This window comes from Nostoc sp., assembly GCF_036917755.1.
In the GTDB taxonomy this organism is placed as follows: Bacteria; Cyanobacteriota; Cyanobacteriia; order Cyanobacteriales; family Nostocaceae; genus Nostoc.
This window is the reverse complement of the sequence record NZ_JBALFC010000090.1, coordinates 25,604-48,790: the sequence shown is the minus strand read 5'-3', so window position 1 is coordinate 48,790 and position 23,187 is coordinate 25,604. Positions and strand designations below refer to the sequence as shown.

Below are 23,187 nucleotides of genomic sequence, written 5' to 3'. Positions count from 1 at the left end.
TCCCTGGTTTCTTAGAAGGTTCAGCCTCTTTTTGTGCATTCCCAGACTCAGCCTGGGAACGAGAAAATCTCAAAACTTTGAAAACTATGGCGACTAAATTTCCCAAATTTAGCCAAGACCTTGCACAAGATCCAACGACGCGACGCGTTTGGTATGCGATCGCCACGGCTCACGATTTTGAAAGTCAAGATGGCATGACGGAAGAAAATCTTTATCAAAGGATTTTTTCTTCTCACTTCGGTCATCTGGGAATTATCTTTCTGTGGGCGTCAGGAATTTTGTTCCACGTTGCTTGGCAAGGTAATTTTGAAATCTGGCTTAAAGACCCCATACATATCCGTCCCATTGCTCACGCGATTTGGGATGCTCAATTTGGGCCAGGGGCAATTGAAGCTTACACCCAAGCGGGAGCACGTAACCCGGTAGATATTTGCTACTCCGGTGTTTATCACTGGTGGTACACCATCGGGTTGCGGACGAATGATGAACTGTATGCTGGGGCTATTTTCCTAGTTTTCCTGGCGGCTGTATTTTTGTTTGCAGGCGCGTTGCATTTAAAGCCCAAATATCGTCCTGGCTTGGCTTGGTTCAAGAGTGCAGAACCTCGTCTCAATCACCACTTAGCGGGTTTGTTTGGTGTCAGTTCCTTAGCTTGGGCTGGTCATTTAATACACGTTGCTATTCCAGAATCTCGCGGTATTCATGTAGGTTGGGATAACTTCTTGTCTACCCCACCACACCCAAGTGGCTTAGTACCGTTCTTTACTGGGAACTGGGGGGCATACGCGCAAAATCCCGATACATCAGCCCATGTATTTAATAGTACCCAAGGCGCAGGAACAGCAATTCTCACCTTTTTGGGTGGTTTCCATCCCCAGACTCAATCTTTGTGGCTGACAGATATGGCGCATCACCATTTGGCGATCGCTGTGATCTTCATTGTTGCTGGTCATATGTACCGTACTAACTGGGGTATCGGTCACAGCATCAAAGAGATGATGGACTCCAAGACCTTCTATGGCAATAAAGTTGAGGGCCCGTTCAACTTACCCCACCAAGGACTGTACGAAACCGTTAATAATTCTTTGCATTTTCAACTGTCTTTGGCACTAGCTTGTTTGGGTGTAGCGAGTTCCTTTGCGGCGCAGCATATGTATTCCATGCCGCCTTACGCGTTTATCGCTAAGGACTTTACCACAATGGCGGCACTATACACACACCATCAATACATTGCCGGTTTCTTGATGGTAGGGGCGTTTTCCCACGCGGCGATCTTCTGGATTAAGGACTATGACCCAGAACAGAATCAAGGAAATGTTTTAGAGCGGGTACTGAAGCACAAAGAAGCGATTATTTCTCATCTTAGCTGGGTATCGATGTTCTTGGGCTTCCATACTTTGGGTTTATACGTCCACAATGATGTAGAAGTAGCTTTTGGGGCGGCTGACAAACAAATATTGATTGAGCCTGTATTTGCTCAGTTTATTCAGTCGGCTAACGGTAAGCTGTTGTATGGGTTTAACACGCTGCTGTCAAATCCAGATAGTATTGCTTCCACAGCATGGCCCAATCATGGCAATGTCTGGTTACCAGGTTGGTTGGATGCAATTAACAACGGCACCAACTCGTTATTCCTGACAATTGGCCCTGGTGATTTTTATGTACATCATGCGATCGCCCTCGGTTTACATGTCACCACCCTAATCTTAGTCAAAGGGGCGTTGGATGCTCGCGGTACTAAGCTAATGCCGGATAAAAAAGACTTCGGCTATGCTTTCCCCTGCGATGGTCCCGGACGGGGTGGCACTTGCGATATTTCAGCGTGGGATACTTCCTACCTCGGCGTGTTTTGGATGCTTAACACCCTTGGTTGGGTCACCTTCTACTGGCACTGGAAACATCTTTGCATCTGGCAAGGCAATGTCGCCCAATTTAATGAGTCTTCTACCTATCTCATGGGCTGGTTCAGGGATTACCTTTGGGCGAACTCCGCACAGCTGATTAATGGCTATAACCCTTACGGCACAAATAACTTAGCTGTTTGGGCTTGGATGTTCCTCTTTGGACACTTAGCTTGGGCTGTTAGCTTCATGTTCCTAATTACCTGGCGAGGTTACTGGCAAGAGTTAATCGAAACCTTAGCCTGGGCACACGAACAGACTCCACTATCCTTTGGCTACTGGAGAGATAAGCCCGTTGCTCTGTCAATTGTTCAAGCCCGTTTAGTCGGCTTAACTCACTTTACTGTTGGTTATATCGCAACTTATGGGGCTTTCTTAATCGCCTCAACAGCAGGTAAGTTTGGTTAACCTTCAAAGCTGTTTAACTACACTTTAAATTACGCAACAAATTCTAGTTCTTTGCAAAAAATGCGTAACTAATCTGCAAGTATTCAGCTAAAAATATTCAGTTTTCGACCTCCTCTCTTACCTATTTAGGTAGGAGAGTTTTTTAGTTGACATTATGTTAATTTTGAATAAGAAAACTCTAAATCTATGCGCTAATGATAGTATTTAATTAAGACAATTAGGAGAAATAATAATGTCTAATTCAGCTGAGATGACAGAGACGATTAAAGAATACAATCAGGAAGACATAATTAAACCATTCAGAGGAGATCCTTGCCTTGGTAATCTATCCACTCCTATCAATGATTCTCCCATAGTTAGGGCTTTCATTAGTAATTTGCCAGCTTACCGTAAAGGGTTAACACCTTTCATGCGGGGGTTAGAAATTGGCATGGCTCATGGTTATTTACTAGTTGGGCCAGAGGTGGTGGTTGGTCCTCTGCGAGAATCAGTACATGGAACCAATCTCAGTGGATTAATTACCTCCATATATATAGCATTGTCAGCCTGTTTAGGTATTTCCATCTTTGCAATTACTACTTTCCAAGGAAATCCTAAAGGAGCTTATAGTTCATATTCTAAAGACTTCCTTCGACCACTAAGAACTCGTGAAGAATGGAGTCAATTGAATGGTGGAATTTTTGTTGGTGCAATGGGTGGCGCGATATTTGCCTACTTTCTACTAGAAAATTTTGATTCTTTAGATGCCATCTTGCGAGGTGCGGTTAACGCTAGTTAATCAAGCTTGTTCTTTGGAATGTTGGATACGCCCAGAAGGTGGATTACATAAATTTTTCAACTTTGAATTCATGAGGAGAATACATCATGGTAGATATAACACAACTAACAGGTGATTATGCCGCTTCATGGCTACCCTGGATCATGATTCCCTTAATATTCTATATCTTGCCTTTTCCAGTATTTGCTTTAGCATTTATCTGGATTCAAAAAGAAGACTCTCAAGAAGAAGTATGATAAAAAACTCCACCTACAAGGGGATGGAGTTTTTGGGCATGGGGAATAGGCCAAACAGGGCATGGCGAAGAAGTTGCTTTCTTCCCAATGCCCTGTTTGGCCCAATCGGCGGGGGGAGCAACCTCGACCACCCACGAGGGGATGGAGTTTCCTGCCGATTTCAATGAATTCATAACACACTTACTTATGAACTACTCCTGGCGATAACCTTGTAGCCAGGGGTTTCTACATCCCGCGAAAAGTCAGGGCTGGGGAAGGTTGCCATAGATTCGGTGGTGCTAAATACGGGCATCAAGGTTTACTATTGGCAGTCGAGATAGTCGCCAGCCCTCACCTAGCACATTTCAAAGTTTCTTTTTAATCAATAATTCCATCTCATAATATGAAGTATTTTCTTTTACCCATACTTCGATAAGTTCGCTAGCCAATTGTACAGATTCCTCTGAAAGTTCGCACACAATAACTAATTCTTCAATGAAATTTTCTTCATCATCAATAGATCCAAATTTATCCATATATGCTGCAATAGAAACTTTTTCTGTAGTCGCTTGATCTTGATTAATACAAATACCTTTTTTACTATCTGGCGATATTAAGCTATAAATTGGATTCCCATCTAAAAATGGAGTTCCATCAACAAAGTGAACGTTCAACCAAATTTTCCATCCATGTTTCTATCCTTGGTATTTTATAAGAATACTCTCACACAAATTACGCCAAAAATTTTCAGAAGCTTTGTAATCATCAATATTTGATAAAAAGTTTTTAAATAGATGTTTTACCATTTTTTTGTTTAACTTAGTATTCTGAATTTTTTAATTATAATCTAATTTTTTGATTCCTCCAAAAACAATTAACCAAACTACTACTACAATCCAGTGAATTAAAACTATCACAAACAAAGATCCTGTTAGGGTATATGCAACAGTACATATAATTCCCAAAAATGCAGCTAAAACCAGAAAAACATGATTATCAAATGTGGGCATTCCAGCTTTAGAAAATATTTTACTATTCAAGGGATGATATAAAATAAATAATAATAAGCTCACTATTGCCCACACAGCCCATTGGAACCAATTGGTGATTTCGCTAGGATGAGGAAGCAAACAAACGCGAAAAAAGAGTTCTTCAACAATCGCAGGTAGAAATAAACAACGCAATATTAACAAGCATTTATCAATCCAATTTGCAGACCAAATTTGGATATGTAAAAATCCAGATTTCCAGCCATAAGGTAGGGCAATAATACTATAAATTATCAGCATTAAAGCAACAACTAACCAATCTTTTAGTGTCGGAACTGCTAAGGACGTTAAAACGCGATTTAAAAGAATTGAAAGTGGTGAAATATTGGTAAAGGGAATCTTAATTTGTCCCAAAAGTACTGTTGGTGCAATGGGTATAATATTAGGTTGCCAACCACCTACTTGATTGGTTCGCAATACTTGCATAATCGCACCATGCTTTAAAAATATTGCGGCGAGGTCGTCGTGTGCAAGTCTAGGCATTATTGTTCGCCATGTTGTCAAACCAGCCCAAATACTACGATCTTCAAATGGTTCCGTCGTTTTTCCTATGCCCGTACCTGCGAGTATACCTGCTTGACTGTGCCAATCAGCGCGAACTATACCCAAGGGTGCTAATTGTTGTTCCAAAGATTGACCTAATTCAACTAGCTGCTGAAAACGTAATGCTTGCGGGTGATTGGGGTTTGCGCGTACCCAAGTTTGAATTTGAGGAGTTGTAGCAACTTGGTTTTTAATTAGCAGTATCGCAGTATAAAGTGCTTGGCTTGAGTCTTGGACACATGAGGTAGCAGGTGATACTATTGCGCCACCAGTTCCATCACCAACCCGATAACGTGCCATTGTTACCTGTAATTGTTGCTGGAATTGTTCTAAAGGCGAAAGTTTAACACCATCAAAATCATAATCCTGCGTTACAGGGTCGAATTTGATCAGAATATCTGATACTGGACGTGTTGCCAGCCAACCATGTTGTAAATTACCCATATAATCAGCCCATGTATGCGTTCCGGCAATAATTCCATCGGGGTTATGGGCATAAATTTGATGGTATTTAGTCTCAAAGCGTAATTCGTTAGTAAACTCGTCGCGGACAACTTCTGCGATTCCAAAAGCAAAATGTCCGGTGATAGTATAAGGTACTCCGACTGGTTCAGCTTTACGTCCGCCAATTCCACCAAATAGGTGTAGGACAATAGCTTTATTGCCTTCTTGCCATTTTGATATAGATTGATTACGTGAATTTTGTGTTTCTACAGGTTTTAATAATACAGTATTGAATTTACCTTTATTTTTTTCGGTATTTCGCCAATTTACATCTTGGATGTAATTTAGCCCTAATTCGTCACCAGTAATGATTTGACGGGGTTGAATTTGCAACAAAGAACGAGGTGCAAGTGCTACTACCGTAAATACGCCTTTTGCATCGGCAGCACCATAAATATACCACCCATCCTCACCCGCAGGTGATTGTTCGATTTGCTGCAAACTTGAAGGAGCAAAATTTCGTTTATCTATTACTTGTTGGGGAATACGAATAGTTTCTTTAAGACCATCAAACTTATTTGAATTAGGGTTATAATGCTGTGCCAAAAAATAGTCGTTATACTGCTTGTGCTCTGGAAATAAAATAGTTTTGGGGCTAGATTTCATCAATTTAATTATTTTTACCAACCCATAAAATCTACCAGTTGCCAAAACAGGTTCGCGTTCAATTTGCAAAATAGATTTTTCTTTACTAGCATCAATGATTGTACTTGAATCTAAAGCAACAATTGCATCATCATCAGGATTCGCACCAGCCAAAGAGCGTAAAATTCCTACCTGACGAACTCCATTTAGTCGAAAAGGATGAATGTTACCTTTTTTTTGACTTTTAATTACTTCTGAAGTGAAATTTATATCTCGCGTTACAGCTTTAACGTGAGCAAGAAAATCTTTATTCTTTTTCCACTCCAAACGCACAATATTTCCTACCAAATTTTGTGCTGTAGGTGGTGCATATTGCACTTCCATCCATACCCAATCTAAACCATCTTGTAATTGCTGTTTCGTTGGTAAAATTAACCTTCCTACCCAGTCGGCAATCGGTTTATAAAGGTTTGCAGATGGAATTTGTGCAACGGGATAAAAACCAGATTGATTAAAATTTTGTCGAATATGGATCGCGTAATTGCTTTGTTGTTGTACTAACTGGGGTTGGGTTGGAGAGAGTTGCCACACCGCAATTACTACTATGAATGCTAGCAGTAAAAATATCGTAAATAGTAGCCTTGCATTTCGACTCAATCCACGCAAAATCATATACTATCAGCAATTAAAACTTGCTGATAATCTTACTCTAAATATACTGTTTTGAGTCCAGTACAAGAACCCAACCCCCAACCCCCTGCAAGCGAGGAGGGGGCTATGATCTACTTCATGTAATTAGGAAATCTTATATTTCATTAGAAATTTAGGCGATATATGAGATATCTCCAGAAATTAAATATGCTTTATCTAGAACCCTTGTAGAGACGTAGTATTGCTACGTCTCTTTTTCACTGGTATGTCTTGTGTGTACACAGTAGGAAGCGGCGCGGGGTTGTTGGGGTTCAACGATTAAAAGCGATAGTTGCGATCGCGCACCCACATACTAACTGGCACTGCTTTACCCTGTGGATCTACTTTCGCCTTTACCACAATGGGTGGTATTTGTCCTCTGCGGGCGCGTTGGGCTTGCAAGTCGTTGGTAATCTGCTGCCGTTGGTTTTCTTTTATGTAATATGTTTCCAAGCCGTAGTTAACAGAACCATCCTGATAAACACCTTTTAAGGCTACTTGGTTGGCTCTTAGAGTTGTGGGGCGATCGCTACTTACTCGTAAGGGTCTCCAAGCTCTAGGAACACCGCGACCAGAGGATAATTGCTCTTGCAAAGTCACGTAGATGTTGGTTCCTTCAGGCAATCTTCTGCCACTTCCACGACCTTTGCTGACTAACGTCTGCCAACCAGACAGTCTGCTCAAATTTGCAGTACGGGATATGTTGTAATCTAACGCTAAGGTGTTACCTTGCAGCACATTGTTAGGGTTTACAGGTACGGTTTGCAAAATCACCGTCTTGCCCGCCACATCTGTATAAAGCGCTTGGGCTGGTACTGCCATAATTAGCCCTGTTTGCAGCGCCAGAGGAGCTAGTAACCGCCAAAAAGGTAAGGGCTTATTCGATTTTTGTTCAGTGGCAATCAAGTAATCCCGAAAAGTCACCTTATTGGAGAATTCGGCTTCGGGAGATAAAGCTTTATTTTTAGATTCAGAAGAAGTATTAGTCATGAGCGTAGTCCTAAAAAGCAGAGGTGTTGAGGAGGTCAAAAGTAACGAGATTAGGACTGACGCAGAGAAACTTTAAAAACTTTGATGCACAGAGATTTCAGAATTTTAGATTTTTTATTCAATCCAAAATCCAAAATTCGTCTTGGAAAGTTCTGTTCGGAGGAAACCTCCGCTCAGACTTTCCGCAAAATCTAAAATTGGCACGGCTTCTTTCATCTTTTGCCCTACTTTTTACTTGTAGAGCTAGAGCCACCAGATAGGCGGCGTTCAAACCAAAGTCCAGCGCTAATTAAAGCAGAACCGCACAAAACAAAGATCAACGACTTAAAAAGTAAGTCGGTATCGTACTCTTGCACCCGACTGATAATTTGCAGTGTTATTAACAGCATACCGCCCCAAAAGGAACTTCTGTTGCTTAATTTCAATCCTTCTTGAATTAGTCCCCAGGCTAATGTTGCTAGAAGTACATTGAAAATAAAAACACCAAGTTCATCAATCCGGCTGATAGTTTGATGCCAAAAAGGTACTAGGGTAATAAAGACAAGAAAAGTACTAATGATAGCAGTCGTGAAAATCACTTCGCGACGCGGAGGGTTATTTCTTTGGCGCAGTAGAAACAACCATTGCAATACCGCCAAGCCACTGAGAATCCCCAAATCGATGATCGGCAGAGACTCAAACAAGTTTGTCACATTGGTTGGCTGATTATAACCATAATTTGGAAATTCCCAGACCCAACGAAAAGACAAGATATAAAAGACAATGCCGAAGCTTACCAACGCTAAATTACGGGCTAAATATTGAAATAACCTGTAATTTATGCTTGGAAACAGCAAATCATCATAACTCCAGAATAATGCAGGTGGGAGTGCAAAAGCAAAAGATGCCACCCAAGGGGCTATATCAGCATAATTCAGCAGTGGTAGAGGATTGAGGTTGGCTTGTAAGGAACTCGCAAAAACAAAGGCTGCTAGACCAAAAATCCAACGCGATCGACAGAAGTAGGCTAAGGGTACAAACACCAGCCATGCCAACAAAGGCAGATGCTGCACTATTAGCCGCGACCAAGTTAACTCTCCTGAAGAGTACCATAAGTCTTCTAGTCCAGTCCAGTAACCGATTTCCACGAGGACAATTGACAGAATTCCTAAAGAATTTAAGCATAAACTGAAGGCCATCACCACAACACCCAACCCCCAGGCGAGAAACAGTTGGGAAGTTGAACCGGCAATATTGAACATCTGGGCCATCAGCAGTAAATTTGCACCGAAAATGAAGGCGCTTAAAATTAGTAACCCTTCTCCCAATAAGCGTTTGCTTCGTTCCGGCTTCTTTCCTTCAGGTGGCCTCCAGGTGTAAAATCCAGTGATTGCGATCGCAAAAAACAAACTGATCATCAGAATAAATTTGATTTCTCGTGACCCTCCCTGCCAGTTTCCTGCTACAAAGGTAATTATGCCTAAGCATAAAACTATGCTGCCCACAGTAATGGCGATCGCTTTATTGCGATCGCGTGCAGCAGTTTCCAGGTTTCTAAATTGATAACGTTCTGCTATTTGCTCATACAGCGAAGAACTAATTAATCCTTCATCCCTCCATAATTGTGCTTCTTTGCGTAATTTTTGCGGAAAATTATCTAAGTTCATGACCTTCTCCGGTGCAGTGGGGTAGCTTGGCCATTGCGATCCCAATGGCGGTCATTATATTTTGAGTATGAAGCCAAAAGCCTTAATTACATTGTTCTTGTGTAACAATTTTATTTTGATTCTAATACAACTTACTAATTCGTAATTCCTAATTCGTAATTAACATGGAAAAACCTTCTAATTTATTACTTAAAGTTTCGCGGCGTTTGTTCACTGATGTAGATGAGCAAGAAAAATTTATCGAGGCTTTAATGAATCCTCAGCCTTTTTCACCCAGCATTCTTTGGTGTCAAGAAAAGCCAGAAGTTTCGCCTTTAGCAGTGGAAACACCAACCTTTTGGCAACCACAATTTATAGACCGCTTATCTCTGGGAGAAAAACCCGGTCAGCATCCTTTGCATGAAAAAGGATATTTCTATTGTTTAGATTTTTCTTCGGTGTTTGCAGCTACTACTTTGTTAGCTATTCCTCAGTCAGTGCATTTAGTTTTTGATATGTGTGCCGCACCAGGAGGTAAAAGCATCTTCGCTTGGAAAGCTTTACAACCTGACTTACTTATTAGTAATGAAGTAATTGGTAAACGTCTGGGAATGCTAATTTCTAATTTGAAGCGTTGCCAGATTAGCCCTAGTGCAGTGGTTAATCGAGATTCGAGTATATTTGCCCAAATGTTTACCGGTTCTAGCAATCTAGTAATAGTAGATGCTCCTTGTACTGGACAATCTTTACTTGCTAAAGGTGAAAAAGCACCCGGATGTTTTCACCCAACTGCTATTAATAAGAGTGCAAATCGCCAAAAGCGTATTATAGCTAACTCTGCTAAAATTGTTTCACAACAAGGCTATCTGGCTTATATGACTTGCACCTATTCACCTGAAGAAAATGAGCAAGTTTGTGAATGGTTTTTGGAACGTTTTCGCAACTTTAAGGCAATAGAAATTACTAATTTATCTAAATATCAGTCGCATTTAACTACAATGCCTTGTTATCGGATGTTTCCTCAAGATAGGTTAGGTGCTGGTGCATTTACAGTCCTGTTTAAAAATACTAATCAGGATGAAGATGAGCGTAAAGAAGTAGATTTAAATACAATATCTTCGCTGTATATCTACCAAAATATTAAAAGGTCAAGTTAGTTACATTGCTGACATATAGCAATCCTAAATCATTCGTGAAGAACGAGATCCCCGACTTCTTAGAGAAGTCGGGGATCTGAGTCTTGTGATTTTAATAAAATAGGATGGCTATATATTCTGGCATTAGGCCAAAATATGTGATGTTTTGAAGAGTGCTGCATTAGTAAATCAACCATCAGGAATACACATTTTACAGCAGTTAATTTTATATTTGTAAGATTACAAACCTAGCGATTCTTATACCCTGCTTCAACAATCAAAAACTTTGAATAATTAACTATTATGGTAAAAAACCATTTTTAACCTTTTGATAACCTGAGATTAATCAAAATTTATCCCCTATCAGCCCTCGACTTTCTGAAGTAAATATTGTACAAAAAAGCTAGACCGTAGAGGATGCAAATTACATGAGTCGAAAAGTCAGCAAAGTGTTTAAACAGTCTGGGGTGATTCCTTATAGAGTGAACGATGGCAAAATTGAAATCTTGCTAATCACGACCCGTAACTTTCAAGATTGGGTAATTCCGAAAGGAGATATTCCTAATGGCATGAGTCCGCCTGATTCAGCAGCCAAAGAAGCGTGGGAAGAAGCAGGGGTGATTGGGCAGGTAGACGCGAATGAACTGGGCACTTACAAGTACCGCAAACGAGGCAAAAGTTACTGCGTCAAGATGTATTTGTTACCAGTGGAGATGCTGAGTGAAGATTATCCAGAAGCAAATAAAAGAAAACGGCAGTGGGTAGAAGTATCTAAAGCTATCAGGTGGGTTAAGTTTAATTCACTCAAACGAATCCTTAAAGGTTTTTTTCAGGTAAAATCTCAGTTTTGTGCATTTCAATGTTACTCAGATATATAAATACAGATTATTACAAAGCCCTCGGAGCAAAGTGAGGGCTTTTTTAGAAGTGGCTATACTTAAAATAACTGCGATCGCTAAGACATTTCCAACAAATAAATTACTACTACTTGTGGAGTGGGCAGCGTTCGACTGAGCGCTCACGCCGAAGTCTTGCCCGCCTTTGGCTACATGCTCTCGTGTCGCCCACCCCACAATAAGTTAAGTAATTGAGTATTTTTTTCTTGAGTGTACAATCCATTCTAAATCCATAGTAAAGCTACCCAAGTTTTTATACCCACAATTCCATCAGCTTGCAATTTTTTAGATGTTTGGAAACTAATAATTGCATCCTTAACTGACTCAGAGAAATGCCCATCAATGGCATTAGTATATAATCCAATAACTTTTAATTGCTGTTGTAATTGTTTGACTCTTAGCCCAGAATCTCCTTGCTGCAATCCATTAAATCTATTCAAATCGGCTCGACCACTAACACCTGGTACACCAGATATATCACCTTCATATTGGTGGATTAAGTATTGCCCCTGCCAAGCGCTAGGAATGCTTGGGTTTTTGGTTCCGTAGTGGGCAATCCATAACGGATAACTAGCAAAATCAGATGGATTGCCAAGTTCTGTCCAAAAACTAGGGAAGGTATAAATAATTGGTTTGATTGGTTTTTGTGTTTGTTGTAAAAGGGCTTTTTCTACCTCTGCTAACCAAAGTTTAGCTGCATTAATTACAGCTTGGCTATTTACTTTGTCATTTACCTCTACATCCAGAACTGGTGGTAAGTCTCCCGGTTCTAATTTGCCCAGCGTTTTTAAGAATTCCTTTGCTTGCTGAACCGGGTCAGATGTATGTGGGTGAAAGAAATGATAAGCACCCCGAATAATACCAACAGTTTTCATCGTCTGCCAGTGATGAGCAAATGCAGAATCTTTAATGCTAACTCCTTCTGTGGCTTTGACAAACGCAAAAGTTTTACCAGAGTTTTTTACTGCTGTCCAATCTACTCTGCCATCTTGATCGGCAACATCAATTCCTTCCATAGAATTTTTTAACCTTTTTATACAGTACAATACTGAACTTATCAGAGGCTCTAATCAAATTTATGCTATTTCTGGATGTTTGAGTAAATTACAGAAATTTACTAGGGTTGAGTGGTAACGGCTCGCACTGGAGTCACTCTAACTTTGCCCGTACAAGGCTTGATTTCTTCTGTAAGGGTAAAGTGCTGGTAAGCATTCGGAGGCGTGATTTGAATTTTACTAGACATTGGGCAGTGTTGCTCTGGGGAACTAATGTGGTTGTATGCTATCTGAAATGAGGCTTGTGTTCCAGGAGCTAGAGTTACTTGTTGTCGAGGTTGCTTACTCGAAAAGTAAGTGTCCTTGGAACGAATAACTTTAACCCTCTCCAAAGGCTGATCTTTTGCATCCAGTATTGCCAATCCCGGATAACCGTTGAGGGTGCAAGGGGATGAGGCGTTATTGGTGAAGGCGTAGGTGAGTGCAACATTCCCAACACCAGCATCTTTGGAGACTTGGCGCACTGACAATTGGCTAGTTTCACAGCGCGTCGGATTCGTGGCAATAGTGGCTTCAGGGGTAGAATTCTCTGTAGTTTTTTGAGTCGGTGTAGGTGTTGAGGTCAACACAGTTTCCTTCGTCGCCTGTTCAGTGCTTGCTGGCAAGGCTTGCGGCTGTTTTGTAACAGAGGAAGAACCGACACAGCCAGTTGTTACGGCAGTCAGGAGCAACAACATACTACTTTCCACAATTAGAATTCGCATATCTTTTTTCTCTCTGGTGAACTACTTACACTGATGCTTTATATACAGTGTAAGTTTCCAAATACAAGAACCCCACCCCCAACCCCCTCCCCGCTCTTCGAGAGCAGGGTGGTTTCATACGAAAAAAGAAAAATACATTAAGTCTTGATTTCTCGTTTTGCGGCATGGCTTTTTACCCCTCTCCAAACCTCTCCCCGAAGCGGAGAGAGGCTTTGAAACCCAGTTTTAGTTTTTCTCTGCTTGTATGAAACCACCCTGCCTCCCCGCTCTTCGAGAGGGGGCTATGATGTACCTTATATGATTGGGAAAGGCTATAGAAATTTAAATATTCAACCGAATTTAATATTATCTGTTGCTTCAATCAAGGCACTGCAAATTCCTGGTTCACTCATTGAATGCCCAGCATCAGGAACCACTATGAATTCGGCTTCCGGCCAAGCGCGATGTAATTCCCAAGCTGATATCATTGGGCAGACTACATCATAGCGTCCCTGAACAATTACAGCCGGAATATGGCGGATACGGTGTACATTTAAGAGTAATTGATCTTCTGTTTCCAAAAATCCCTTATTCATAAAATAATGGCATTCAATACGTGCGAAAGCTGAAGCAAATTCACTCTCGCCAAACTTTTGCATGAGTTCTGGGTCTAAGAAAAGTCTACTGGTACTACCTTCCCAAATTGACCAAGCACGCGCTGCTGTTAATTGAATTTCTAAATCTGGACTGGTCAACTGCTTGTAATATGCTGCGATCAGATCATCACGTTCATCTACGGGAATTGGTTTAAGATATTCTTCCCAAGCATCAGGAAAAATATAGCTAGCACCCTCTTGGTAAAACCAGCGCAACTCTTTTTGCCTCAGCATGAAGATCCCACGCAGAATTAGCCCCGTGCATCGAGACGGATGGGTTTGACTGTAGGCTAATGATAAAGTGCTACCCCAACTACCACCGAAGACCGCCCACTTTTCTATACCTAAATGTTGGCGCAGTTTTTCGATATCACTGACTAAATCCCAAGTGGTGTTTTCTCGTAATTCAGCATGGGGCGTACTTTGACCACAACCGCGCTGGTCAAACATCACTAACCGCCATTTTTCTGGATGGAAATATTGCCGATAAAAAGCTGGACATCCACCACCGGGTCCCCCATGCAGCAAAACGATGGGTTGACCTTGCGGGTTCCCTGACTCTTCAAAATGAATGGTATGAAGGTCGGAAACCTGTAAACTACCTTCTAGATAAGGCTCGATCGCTGGGTAAAGTTCTCGCATTTTCGATATTTTATCAGTAATGTTGTGATTGCGATCGCTTGCATAAATCAAATAAACCCGATATCCATGATACAACCCTCCAATGAACTTCCACCTAAAGGGCGATCGCCTCAGATGAGAATCATCACAGCATTGAAAAATTGGGCTGCTACTTTGCATGGAATCTCAACAATTGTCCTAGCTAAGATGGCATTCAAAATGGCGATCGCATCGGCAATTTCTTTTGAAATTGCTCAGGCGTTGCGATGGCAGTATCCTTTTTATGCAGCGATCGCCGCCATCATTGTGATGTCATCTACTCATGGCAGCACTTTGTTACTAGGAATTCAACGAATAATTGGCACCGTGATTGGTGCCATCGGTGGAGCCATCTTTGCGGTTGGATTGGGTACTAATTTCTGGTCACTGGGAATAAGTGTATTTTTGACCATCTTTCTGACTTCTTATTGGAAATTCAATGAGGCGGCAAAATTGGCGGGGTATGTGTCAGCGATCGTCATTTTGAGTCACAGCCAATCTCCTTGGCTGTACGCCTGGGGTAGGTTTCTCGAAACCCTCTTAGGTATTGGTGTCGCACTCTTGGTAAACAACTTTATTTTTCCTGCTTCGGCTGGAGTAGAACTCAGGCGTAATTTGTCGCAAACGCTAACTGATTTGGAGCAGTTTTATGAGTTAGTTGTGGACTCTGCCTTTACAGGAAACTACGATCGCCCCCGTGTGGATAAGTTGAAAACTAGTATCATTAGTTCACTGAGCAAGGGGCGATCACTATGGCAGGAAGTCAGACAGGGACAGACAAACGAACCGCCAGAAAAACGGGTGAATGAAGCCTGGGAGTTTCTCATCCGCAGGATTTGGGAACACATTTTGACAATGGAACATACCGTACTTGCTAGACAGCAGGATACTTTCTGGCAAATTCTTTCACCTCAAATTACCCAACTGGCAGAGGAAACTAAAAGTGCAATGCTCACCCTCGCAACAGCTGTCAAATCGCACCAACCTAGTTTATCTTTGTCAGGAATAGAAGTTGCAATCACCAATGCTACTGAGGAATTAAATCGGTTGGAAGAAATTAAACAGCAAGATTATCCAATGGATGAGATACTCCGGTTTTTCACGTTCTTCTACACGATGGAAGAGGTGGGCAGAAAACTGCAAAAAATGGCAGGTACGCTAATTACCAACTCCTAGACATATTTACAGCTATTTTCAGGTAAATAGACCATGCAGTAGGGGCACAGCAATGCTGTGCCCCTACGACAGATGTGGTTCAAATAAATGACTAAATTACCGTAATCACATACAGTTAGTACTTTGTCAAGCTAGTAATAAAGAGTTTGTAGCCAAAGAATTTTTTCTTTTCCACGATTAAAATCGCTTGCTCTAAACCTCGATTCTCTATTCAGGAGCCAGAATCCATTCTGGCTCCTGAATTCTGAATTCTGAATTCTTCTTCGGTAAAGCTTTAGAAGGTGAAAGTTGTTCTCAGCGTCCCAATGATTGCATCATCGTTGTTGCCAGCAAGTTGACCAGGATTGGTTAACCAAATTACCCCAGGAGTAATAGAAATGTTGTCGGTGACGCGATACTTATAGAAACCTTCAAAGTGGTATGGTTTATCACCAGTGTTACCTCCAACATAAGGTTCAATACCGGCGAAAAGTCCTAAAACGTTGCCCTTCTTACCTAAGTCTGGCAGCGCGACCCCAAGTCCATAACTCCAAACTTCACTATCATCATTAGCACCAAAGCCTCTGATGTCGCTGTAAACCGCAAAGCCACTAATCGACAGTTTGTCACTAGGTTTGAAAGCAGCCTCAAAGCCGTAGGAATTAGTTGAATATGGATTGCCACCACCGACAAAGTTAGCTTGGGCAGTACCGACTACACCAGTTGTTGTACTCGCGGAGCCGGCATCGAATAATACAGTACCACCATTATGATAACCGTGGACGTAGGTTGCAGCTAAGGTGATGCGATCGCCTACTTTTAAATTCAACTGTCCTAAAGCAGCATAGTTACCTTCCAATAAACCCGTATTTAGACCAGGGTTATTCGCTTGAGATGCCAAGTAACCCAAGGTTAATGAAGGTTGGAAGCTACCAGAGCCTTTACCAAAGGCTAAGTTAACGCCGATACCAGCACCGCCGCCAATCCGATAGATCGGACTTTCAGAAGCAAAGGTAGACAAAGCACCGTTACCGCCATCATAATCCTCAAAGTATGGGTTGACGGTAGGAACGTAATCGCTCTGAATACCTCCACTCGCAGCTATGTAAACTTGGGAGTTGCCAATGGGGAAGTAATAGGACAACCAGTCTATATAAACACTGTTGTTCGTAGAAGGGGACAGGCTAAAGGTTTGAGTCCCTTCAAATGTGCCACCTGGTAAAGCCAATCCAACTGCATTACCAGCTGCAAGCCTAGTATGCAAAGTATCTTTACCTGTGAAGCTGGTTTGCAAGTCTAAACGCACCCTGTCTTGGAAAACAGTGTTGTTGTTGTCGTTGTTGCCAAAGTTATCGGTGACAGCGAAAATTGCTTCACCAACCAACTTGGTTGTAGTAGAAAACTGATTTGCTTCAAGTTCAGCACTCCGTGCTTCTACAGCATCTACTCGACCACGCAGAGTTGCTAGTTCTGCCGAGAATTCCTCTTGCAAACGCTGGAGGGTCGCCAAATCCTGTTTTGACACCAAGCCGGAAGTTGCTGTCGCAATCAGTTCATTAACTCGATCTAAACAAGCATTCAAACCTGCGGCAAATTCATAACGAGTCAAGGCTCGATTGCCACGATAAGTGCCATTGGGGTATCCAGCAATACAACCGTAGCGCTCAACCAGGGATTGCAAAGCTTGGAATGCCCAGTCAGTCGGCTGTACATCAGAAAACTGAGAAACTGATGTGACTTGAGACAGTGAATTCTGGTTCTCGCCTTCGCTGCTGTAGCGGTTAACCTCTTCTAAAACGTTATTATCATCAGTCTTTTGGGCAACCAACTGCTGATTAACTTTTGGTTGCTCTGTTTGAATGAATATTGAAGCAGCAGAAGCTATTGGTGCTTCTGTTTGAGCAACTTTTGCCTTTATATCTTCAGAAGAGCCTGGTACTTTAGCAGCTATAGCCCTAACAGAAACCAACATTGTCACTCCCAAAACTACTGGACTTAGTACCAGAGTTTTCCACAACAGATGAGACATTTTTTTATTTTCCTTTCCCAAAAAAGACCCGAAATCAGTGGCTTCAAGAAAAAGAGAACAAGCAGTTATTCTACTTGTTGGAAATCTTACCAGATTGCAGTGAACTAAGATATGTCTCACAAAATTTTTACAGATGAAGAATCTTCAGGAGTGCTGTTAGCGGATAGCTAGGGTTTAACCCGTACTGAGTTCTGAGTAAATCTTCCTACTCAGCACTCACTACTCAGAACTGATTTGATGCTGAGTTCGATTATGGTTACTGAGCTTGTCGAAGTATTGCTTTTTTTACTCAGCTACAGCGAATATTTTTTAATTATGGGGTTTTCTGCAATTAGGCGATGCCTAGGTTGGGCTACGCCTGCACATTCGTGCATTCTCCAGGTATGAAAACTGCACGCAAACAAGCAGAAAAGGTCAATGTGTAATCTTAACTTCTAATTTAATGTATAACTCATCGCCAACAGTAATATTACTGGCCGCGTACCAATGAGATAAGGCAAGATTTATCTAAATACCTCTGCCTTAACTCAATTTAGCTCAAAGAGAAAGAAAAATCATGTCAAACAATCAAGACATCTTACAAGGCTTTGGTTTGGTCGAAGAACTTGACGAACAAGCTGGTGAAACAATTAGTGGCGGATACGAGGTGTTTACCGTTAGAAACGCAACGGGATACAATGTCTCCTACCTTGTCGATGGTACAAAAACTCCAGCACAGTTTGCAAAATCTGGAGGTTCTGCTGTATGGACTGCCTATAAAGGAGGAATCATTACATTTGACGCTGACGGTAGAGACAACTATGTGCAGAACAAATCATACAATTTGGCCGATGGGGGAAGATATGAATTTCAATACAACACAAAGACTCCTGGCAATCCATACGATATAGACCTCTATAGGGTTGCGTAAATTTGAAGCAGATTTACTGTTTTGAATCTCTCAAACATACTGCAAATGGGTTATAAGGCAAGCGCAATCACTTTTTAGCGCATCAGCCAAGCTGTCAAAAGTCTGATCTGACAAGCCAAACGCTTAATTAAATCGGGTCATTTGACCCGACTTTATTTTCCCCCCAATAATTGAAACTATGTTACGCAATCCAAAATTAATTAAATTGTTTCGTAGTATGAGGTTCAGCCCATACTACAAACCTTGTTTGAAACTAAGCACGGAGAAACAAGGTTTTGAATATTTTCTCATGAGAGTAATAAAAGAACGCTACTTAGTACAGAACACCACAAAAAGGGTATGGAATTTAATTATTCGTAGGTTGGGTAGAACTTTAGTGTTACCCAACATCAAGTCTGAATATTTGCGAACCCCTTTTACGGTGACGTGTACTTAGCTCTCCATGATTTGACTGTTAAATTTATTTTTTGTTAATAATATATCAATTAATTTAATGAAATACTACATAATACAGATTAATTCAAATTGATCAAGTACACAACCTAAGTCTTAAGGCTGTTTTACTTCTGGATTTTGCTGTATCTCAACAATGTACCAAGAGAAAATGAAATACCAGATTGTTCTTCAACACAGTGAAGAAGACTGTGGTGCTGCTTGCATTGCCACAATCGCCAAACATTACGGACGCACCTTTACCCTCAACCGCGTCCGGGAAGCGGTAAGTACTGGTTCGCGAGGCACGTCCTTATTGGGCTTGAAGCGGGGAGCGGAAACACTGGGATTTAATGCCCGCCAAGTCAAAGCTACTCCCCAACTCATTGACCAATTGCACCAAATATCCCTACCAGCCGTCATTCACTGGAAAGGCAACCACTGGGTAGTTTTATACGGTCAAAAAGGCAAAAAATACGTAATTGCCGACCCTGGTCTTGGCATCCGCCATCTCACCCGTGAAGAATTAATGGCGGGTTGGGCTAATGGTGTGATGTTGCTTCTCGCTCCTGATGACAGTCGCTTTTATCACCAAGAGTCTGATCAAATCGGTGGTCTTGGGCGTTATATCCAACGAGTTTATCCCTATCGTTTTATTATTGCCCAAGCGATCGCCATCAACATCGCCATTGGAATCCTTTCTTTGGCTACTCCGTTTATGATGCAACTGCTGACGGATGATGTGTTAGTGCGAGGAGATACCCAACTGCTAACGACTGTCGCAATTGGGGTAATAACTATGAACCTGATTAGAAGTGTGATTGGCTTAGTGCAATCTCATCTAATTGGTCACTTTGGTCAAAGATTACAATTAGGGCTAATTCTGGAATATGGACGCAAACTCCTACATTTGCCTCTCTCCTACTTTGAAGCCCGACGCAGTGGGGAAGTTGTCAGCCGGATTTCTGATGTTCATGCCATCAATAATCTTGTTTCTCAAATTGTCCTCGGTTTACCCAGCCAATTTTTTATTGCTGTAGTTTCCTTAGCTTTGATGCTGTTCTACAGTTGGGAACTGACTTTAGCTTCCATTGCCGCTTTTCTCGTGATTACGGTTATTAGTCTGCTGTTTTTGCCAGCTATCCGCCACCAAACCCGCAATATGATTGTTTTGGGTACAGAAAACCAAGGCTTTCTTGTGGAAACCTTTCGTGGTGTCCAAGTGTTAAAAACTACCCAAGCGACACCCCAAGCTTGGGAAGAGTACCAAGGGAATTATGGTCGGCTGGCTAACGTGGGTTGGAGTTTGATGAAATTAGGACTTTACAGCAGCACCCTCGTCAGCGTTCTTTCCACTTTCATTAATATTGGCATCCTCTGGATAGGTAGCAGCTTAGTAATTAATCAGACTCTAAGTATTGGGCAATTAATTGCGTATAACGGCATGAGTGGTAACTTTCTCGGCTTTCTGAGTTCTGCCATTGGTTTAGTTGATGAATTTATTACCGCTCAAATAGTCATTCAACGCTTAACAGAAGTCATTGATGCTACTCCAGAAGATGAAAATGATTTTAAAAAGCCTTGGGCAAAAATTCCTGGAGACGCAGAGATTACTTGTACTCAACTCAACTTCCACCACGCAGGTAGAGTTGATCTGTTGTCAGATTTTTCCCTGACTATTCGCGGTAGTCAAGTAATTGCTTTAATTGGTAAATCTGGGTGTGGGAAGAGTAGCCTAGCTAAATTAATTACTGGTTTATACAAAAGCCAGTCTGGTAATATTCGCTATGGTCTTTACAACCAGCAAGATTTGTCTTTAGAATGTCTGCGACAACAGGTGGTGTTAATTCCCCAAGAACCACATTTTTGGAGTCGTTCAATTATCGATAATTTCCGCTTCAGCTATCCTGACATGAGTTTTGAAAGTATTGTCGAGGCTTGTCAGATTGCTGGTGCAGATGAGTTTATCAGCAAACTACCCGATAAATATCAAACTATTTTAGGAGAATTTGGTGCTAATCTTTCTGGAGGACAACGGCAAAGATTAGCCATCGCTAGGGCAATAGTTACTCAACCCCCGATTCTGATTTTAGACGAATCTACAAGTGCCCTCGACTCGGTAAGCGAAGCCCAAGTATTAGATCAATTGCTTTCCCATCGCCAGGGTAAAACTACTATTATGATTAGTCACCGGCCAAAAGTCATCCAGCGAGCCGATTGGATTGTCATGCTAGAACAAGGACGCTTACAAATTCAAGGTACACCAGAAGAGTTGCGTCAAATCAAAGGCGAGCATTTAAATTTCCTAGATGATATTGTGACATCGAAAAATGATTTAGCGATCGCAACTTCTGGTTCTTACCTTAACGGCAAGCCTGCTACCATTAATTAATTCGTAATTCGTAATAGAGCCTCCGGCACGCTACGCGAACGTAATTCGTAATTAATTAAATTATATTTTTCTTTAATACTGGACTAAAGTATGGTAAATAACACAGATTTTGTATCCCCAATTCAAACAAACGAATTTTTACCACCACTTAGTCGTTGGACTACCTTTGGTGGCATGATTATCCTTGGCATTCTCAGTTTAGCAATTCCCGTTGCTGCGATCGCTAAATATAAAGTCACAGTTAAAGGACAGGCGGTTGTTCGTCCCATCGGTGAATTGCGGGTTGTGCAAGCCACAACCGAAGGTCAAGTAATGCAGATTTATGTCAAACAAAATCAAGTTGTTAAAAAGGGAGATGCGATTGCAACCATTGACGATTCCCGTCTGCAAACTAAAAAAAGTCAACTGCAAACTAATATCCAACAAGGTAAATTACAACTGGTGCAAACCTATGCCCAGATTCAAGCCTTCAACAGCCAGATTCGCGCCGAAACCGACCGCATTCACCGGATTATTACAGGTGCCGAAGCCGAATTGAGCGGTCGCTATCGACAATATCAAGATAAAAAAATTACTACTGTTTCCGAGTTGCAAGAAGCTGATGCCAATATCAGAATTTCTGAAAGAGAATTGCAGATCGGTAAGGAACAGCTAAAAACAACACAAGCAAATCTCCGTGCCTCCGAAGCTGCCTTGGGTGCAGCCACATCGAAAGAAAACCGTTATCAGAGTGTAGCCGCAGTCGGTGCCCTATCTAAAGACCAATTTGAAGAGGCACAACTGCTTGTGAAACAGCAACAACAATCAGTGGAAGGGCAAAGAGCCGCCGTTGAGGGGCAAAAACAAACAATTGAACGCTTACAACAAGCACTATCTGCTACTGTCGCCAGACGACAACGCGCCCAAACTGCCCTCAACCCCAGTAATGCTGAAGTTGCTATTGCTACTGAGCGCATCGCCCAAGAAAAAGCCGCAGGAGAAAGCAACAAAGCAACTTTAGAAAAGGATCGCCAAGCTCTAGTTAAACAAAAAATTGAACTTGAAAAACAGCTAGAACGGGATACCAGCGAACTTAAACAGATAGAAATAGACTTAAGTCAAACCACCATCACAGCTACATCTGATGGGATTATTTCTCAACTTAATCTCCGAAACCCCGGTCAAACCCTGCGTGCTGGCGAGGAAGTGGTGCAAATTGTTCCTAGCGATGTCGCTCAGGTTGTAAAAGCAGTAGTGGCATCTGAAGATAAGAACAAGTTAAAAATTGGTCAAAAAGTCCAAATGCGGGTCAGCGCTTGTCCTTACCCCGATTATGGTACGCTCAAGGGTAAAGTGCAGGCGATTTCTCCAGATGCAATTACTCCCCAAAAGAATAATAGCAATTCATCTAATGACACGTCTGTTAGTCGGCAAGCATCAACGGCTGGTAGTTATTACGAAGTGACCATTGAACCGGAAAATCTGATTTTAGGTAAAGGGAAAAATCAGTGTCACATTCAATTAGGAATGGAGGGTAGGGTTGATATCATTTCCCGCGAAGAAACTGTACTGCAATTCTTCCTCAGAAAGGCACGACTAATTGCAGATTTCTAATGTTTTCATTTTGCTGAAAAAAGTCGGTTTCAAAACCATAAAATACTCCATATAGCTATCGTAAAGAGTGCTTGTTTCTTCTAATCAGCACCCTAATGGATCGATAGCCTTCTTGTCGATTGGCTCAACTTATACCAATTCTGTATGAAGATGCGCTAAACCATATTTAAGTATAAGAAAGAAAAACGAACCGCAAAGGACGCGAAGAAAGAAAGAAAGAAAGAAAGAAAGAAAGAAGTTAAAAGGGTTTGGTGCAGCTTTACAAAGAAATGGTATTAAAACTGTCTGGAGTATTATGATAT

General features: G+C 41.6%; 18 protein-coding genes. 9 read left to right on the top strand and 9 right to left on the bottom strand.

Annotated features, from left to right (window positions below; translation table 11 throughout):
• Positions 1-86: 86 nt before the first annotated feature.
• From psaB to V7L05_RS19435, 3 genes are all read left to right on the top strand, one after another.
• A complete protein-coding gene (gene psaB / locus V7L05_RS19445) occupies positions 87-2,309 on the top strand; it encodes a photosystem I core protein PsaB (protein WP_335166406.1) in 2,223 nt (740 codons plus the stop codon).
• A gap of 232 nt (positions 2,310-2,541) precedes the next feature.
• Positions 2,542-3,087 (top strand): photosystem I reaction center subunit XI, encoded by a 546-nt coding sequence (locus V7L05_RS19440; RefSeq protein WP_335166368.1) that lies wholly within the window; start codon positions 2,542-2,544, stop codon positions 3,085-3,087.
• An 86-nt stretch (positions 3,088-3,173) separates the two neighbouring features.
• Complete coding sequence (locus tag V7L05_RS19435) at positions 3,174-3,323, top strand: hypothetical protein (RefSeq protein WP_335166366.1); 150 nt, start codon at positions 3,174-3,176, stop codon at positions 3,321-3,323.
• On the opposite strand, the gene V7L05_RS19430 is transcribed toward V7L05_RS19435, so the two are convergent.
• The 5 genes from V7L05_RS19430 to V7L05_RS19410 all read right to left on the bottom strand — a co-directional run bounded on the left by V7L05_RS19430 (position 3,308) and on the right by V7L05_RS19410 (position 9,309).
• Positions 3,308-3,496 carry a hypothetical protein gene (locus V7L05_RS19430; RefSeq protein WP_335166365.1) on the bottom strand — a complete coding sequence of 63 codons (189 nt, stop codon included), beginning with the start codon at positions 3,494-3,496 and terminating at the stop codon, positions 3,308-3,310. The two genes, V7L05_RS19435 and V7L05_RS19430, sit on opposite strands and share 16 nt — an antisense overlap.
• A gap of 171 nt (positions 3,497-3,667) precedes the next feature.
• Positions 3,668-3,976, bottom strand: coding sequence for a hypothetical protein (locus tag V7L05_RS19425; RefSeq protein ID WP_335166363.1), 309 nt, complete (start codon positions 3,974-3,976; stop codon positions 3,668-3,670).
• Positions 3,977-4,138: 162 nt separating this feature from the next.
• Positions 4,139-6,655, bottom strand: a complete 2,517-nt coding sequence (locus V7L05_RS19420; RefSeq protein WP_335166361.1) for a CPBP family glutamic-type intramembrane protease — start codon at positions 6,653-6,655, stop codon at positions 4,139-4,141.
• A gap of 297 nt (positions 6,656-6,952) precedes the next feature.
• Positions 6,953-7,663: a GDYXXLXY domain-containing protein gene (locus tag V7L05_RS19415; protein WP_335166359.1), complete on the bottom strand. Its 711-nt coding sequence runs from the start codon at positions 7,661-7,663 to the stop codon at positions 6,953-6,955.
• A gap of 224 nt (positions 7,664-7,887) precedes the next feature.
• Positions 7,888-9,309 carry a DUF2157 domain-containing protein gene (locus tag V7L05_RS19410; protein ID WP_335166357.1) on the bottom strand — a complete coding sequence of 474 codons (1,422 nt, stop codon included), beginning with the start codon at positions 9,307-9,309 and terminating at the stop codon, positions 7,888-7,890.
• 164 nt (positions 9,310-9,473) lie between these two features.
• Here V7L05_RS19410 and V7L05_RS19405 point away from each other — a divergent pair, with 164 nt between their 5' ends.
• Entirely contained in the window at positions 9,474-10,445 is a 972-nt protein-coding gene (locus tag V7L05_RS19405) for an RsmB/NOP family class I SAM-dependent RNA methyltransferase (RefSeq protein ID WP_335166356.1), read from the top strand.
• Positions 10,446-10,852: 407 nt separating this feature from the next.
• The gene (locus V7L05_RS19400; RefSeq protein WP_335166354.1) at positions 10,853-11,302 is read left to right on the top strand and encodes an NUDIX hydrolase; all 450 of its coding nucleotides are present in this window, start codon (positions 10,853-10,855) and stop codon (positions 11,300-11,302) included.
• Positions 11,303-11,544: 242 nt separating this feature from the next.
• Here V7L05_RS19400 and V7L05_RS19395 read toward each other — a convergent pair whose 3' ends face one another.
• From V7L05_RS19395 to pip, 3 genes are all read right to left on the bottom strand, one after another.
• Positions 11,545-12,336 (bottom strand): GH25 family lysozyme, encoded by a 792-nt coding sequence (locus V7L05_RS19395; protein ID WP_335166353.1) that lies wholly within the window; start codon positions 12,334-12,336, stop codon positions 11,545-11,547.
• A 101-nt stretch (positions 12,337-12,437) separates the two neighbouring features.
• Positions 12,438-13,079: a DUF4232 domain-containing protein gene (locus V7L05_RS19390; protein WP_335166352.1), complete on the bottom strand. Its 642-nt coding sequence runs from the start codon at positions 13,077-13,079 to the stop codon at positions 12,438-12,440.
• Positions 13,080-13,408: 329 nt separating this feature from the next.
• Positions 13,409-14,356 (bottom strand): prolyl aminopeptidase, encoded by a 948-nt coding sequence (gene pip / locus V7L05_RS19385; RefSeq protein ID WP_335166404.1) that lies wholly within the window; start codon positions 14,354-14,356, stop codon positions 13,409-13,411.
• Between the two features lie 114 nt (positions 14,357-14,470).
• Here pip and V7L05_RS19380 point away from each other — a divergent pair, with 114 nt between their 5' ends.
• Complete coding sequence (locus V7L05_RS19380; protein ID WP_335166350.1) at positions 14,471-15,550, top strand: FUSC family protein; 1,080 nt, start codon at positions 14,471-14,473, stop codon at positions 15,548-15,550.
• 274 nt (positions 15,551-15,824) lie between these two features.
• Here the strand turns inward: V7L05_RS19380 and V7L05_RS19375 are convergent, their stop codons facing one another.
• Complete coding sequence (locus V7L05_RS19375; protein WP_335166348.1) at positions 15,825-17,558, bottom strand: iron uptake porin; 1,734 nt, start codon at positions 17,556-17,558, stop codon at positions 15,825-15,827.
• Between the two features lie 556 nt (positions 17,559-18,114).
• On the opposite strand from V7L05_RS19375, the gene V7L05_RS19370 reads away from it, so the two are divergent.
• The 3 genes from V7L05_RS19370 to V7L05_RS19360 all read left to right on the top strand — a co-directional run bounded on the left by V7L05_RS19370 (position 18,115) and on the right by V7L05_RS19360 (position 22,885).
• Positions 18,115-18,468 carry a hypothetical protein gene (locus V7L05_RS19370; protein ID WP_335166347.1) on the top strand — a complete coding sequence of 118 codons (354 nt, stop codon included), beginning with the start codon at positions 18,115-18,117 and terminating at the stop codon, positions 18,466-18,468.
• A 604-nt stretch (positions 18,469-19,072) separates the two neighbouring features.
• Positions 19,073-21,292, top strand: coding sequence for a peptidase domain-containing ABC transporter (locus V7L05_RS19365; protein WP_335166345.1), 2,220 nt, complete (start codon positions 19,073-19,075; stop codon positions 21,290-21,292).
• A gap of 90 nt (positions 21,293-21,382) precedes the next feature.
• Positions 21,383-22,885: an HlyD family efflux transporter periplasmic adaptor subunit gene (locus V7L05_RS19360; RefSeq protein WP_335166343.1), complete on the top strand. Its 1,503-nt coding sequence runs from the start codon at positions 21,383-21,385 to the stop codon at positions 22,883-22,885.
• Positions 22,886-23,187: the final 302 nt, after the last annotated feature.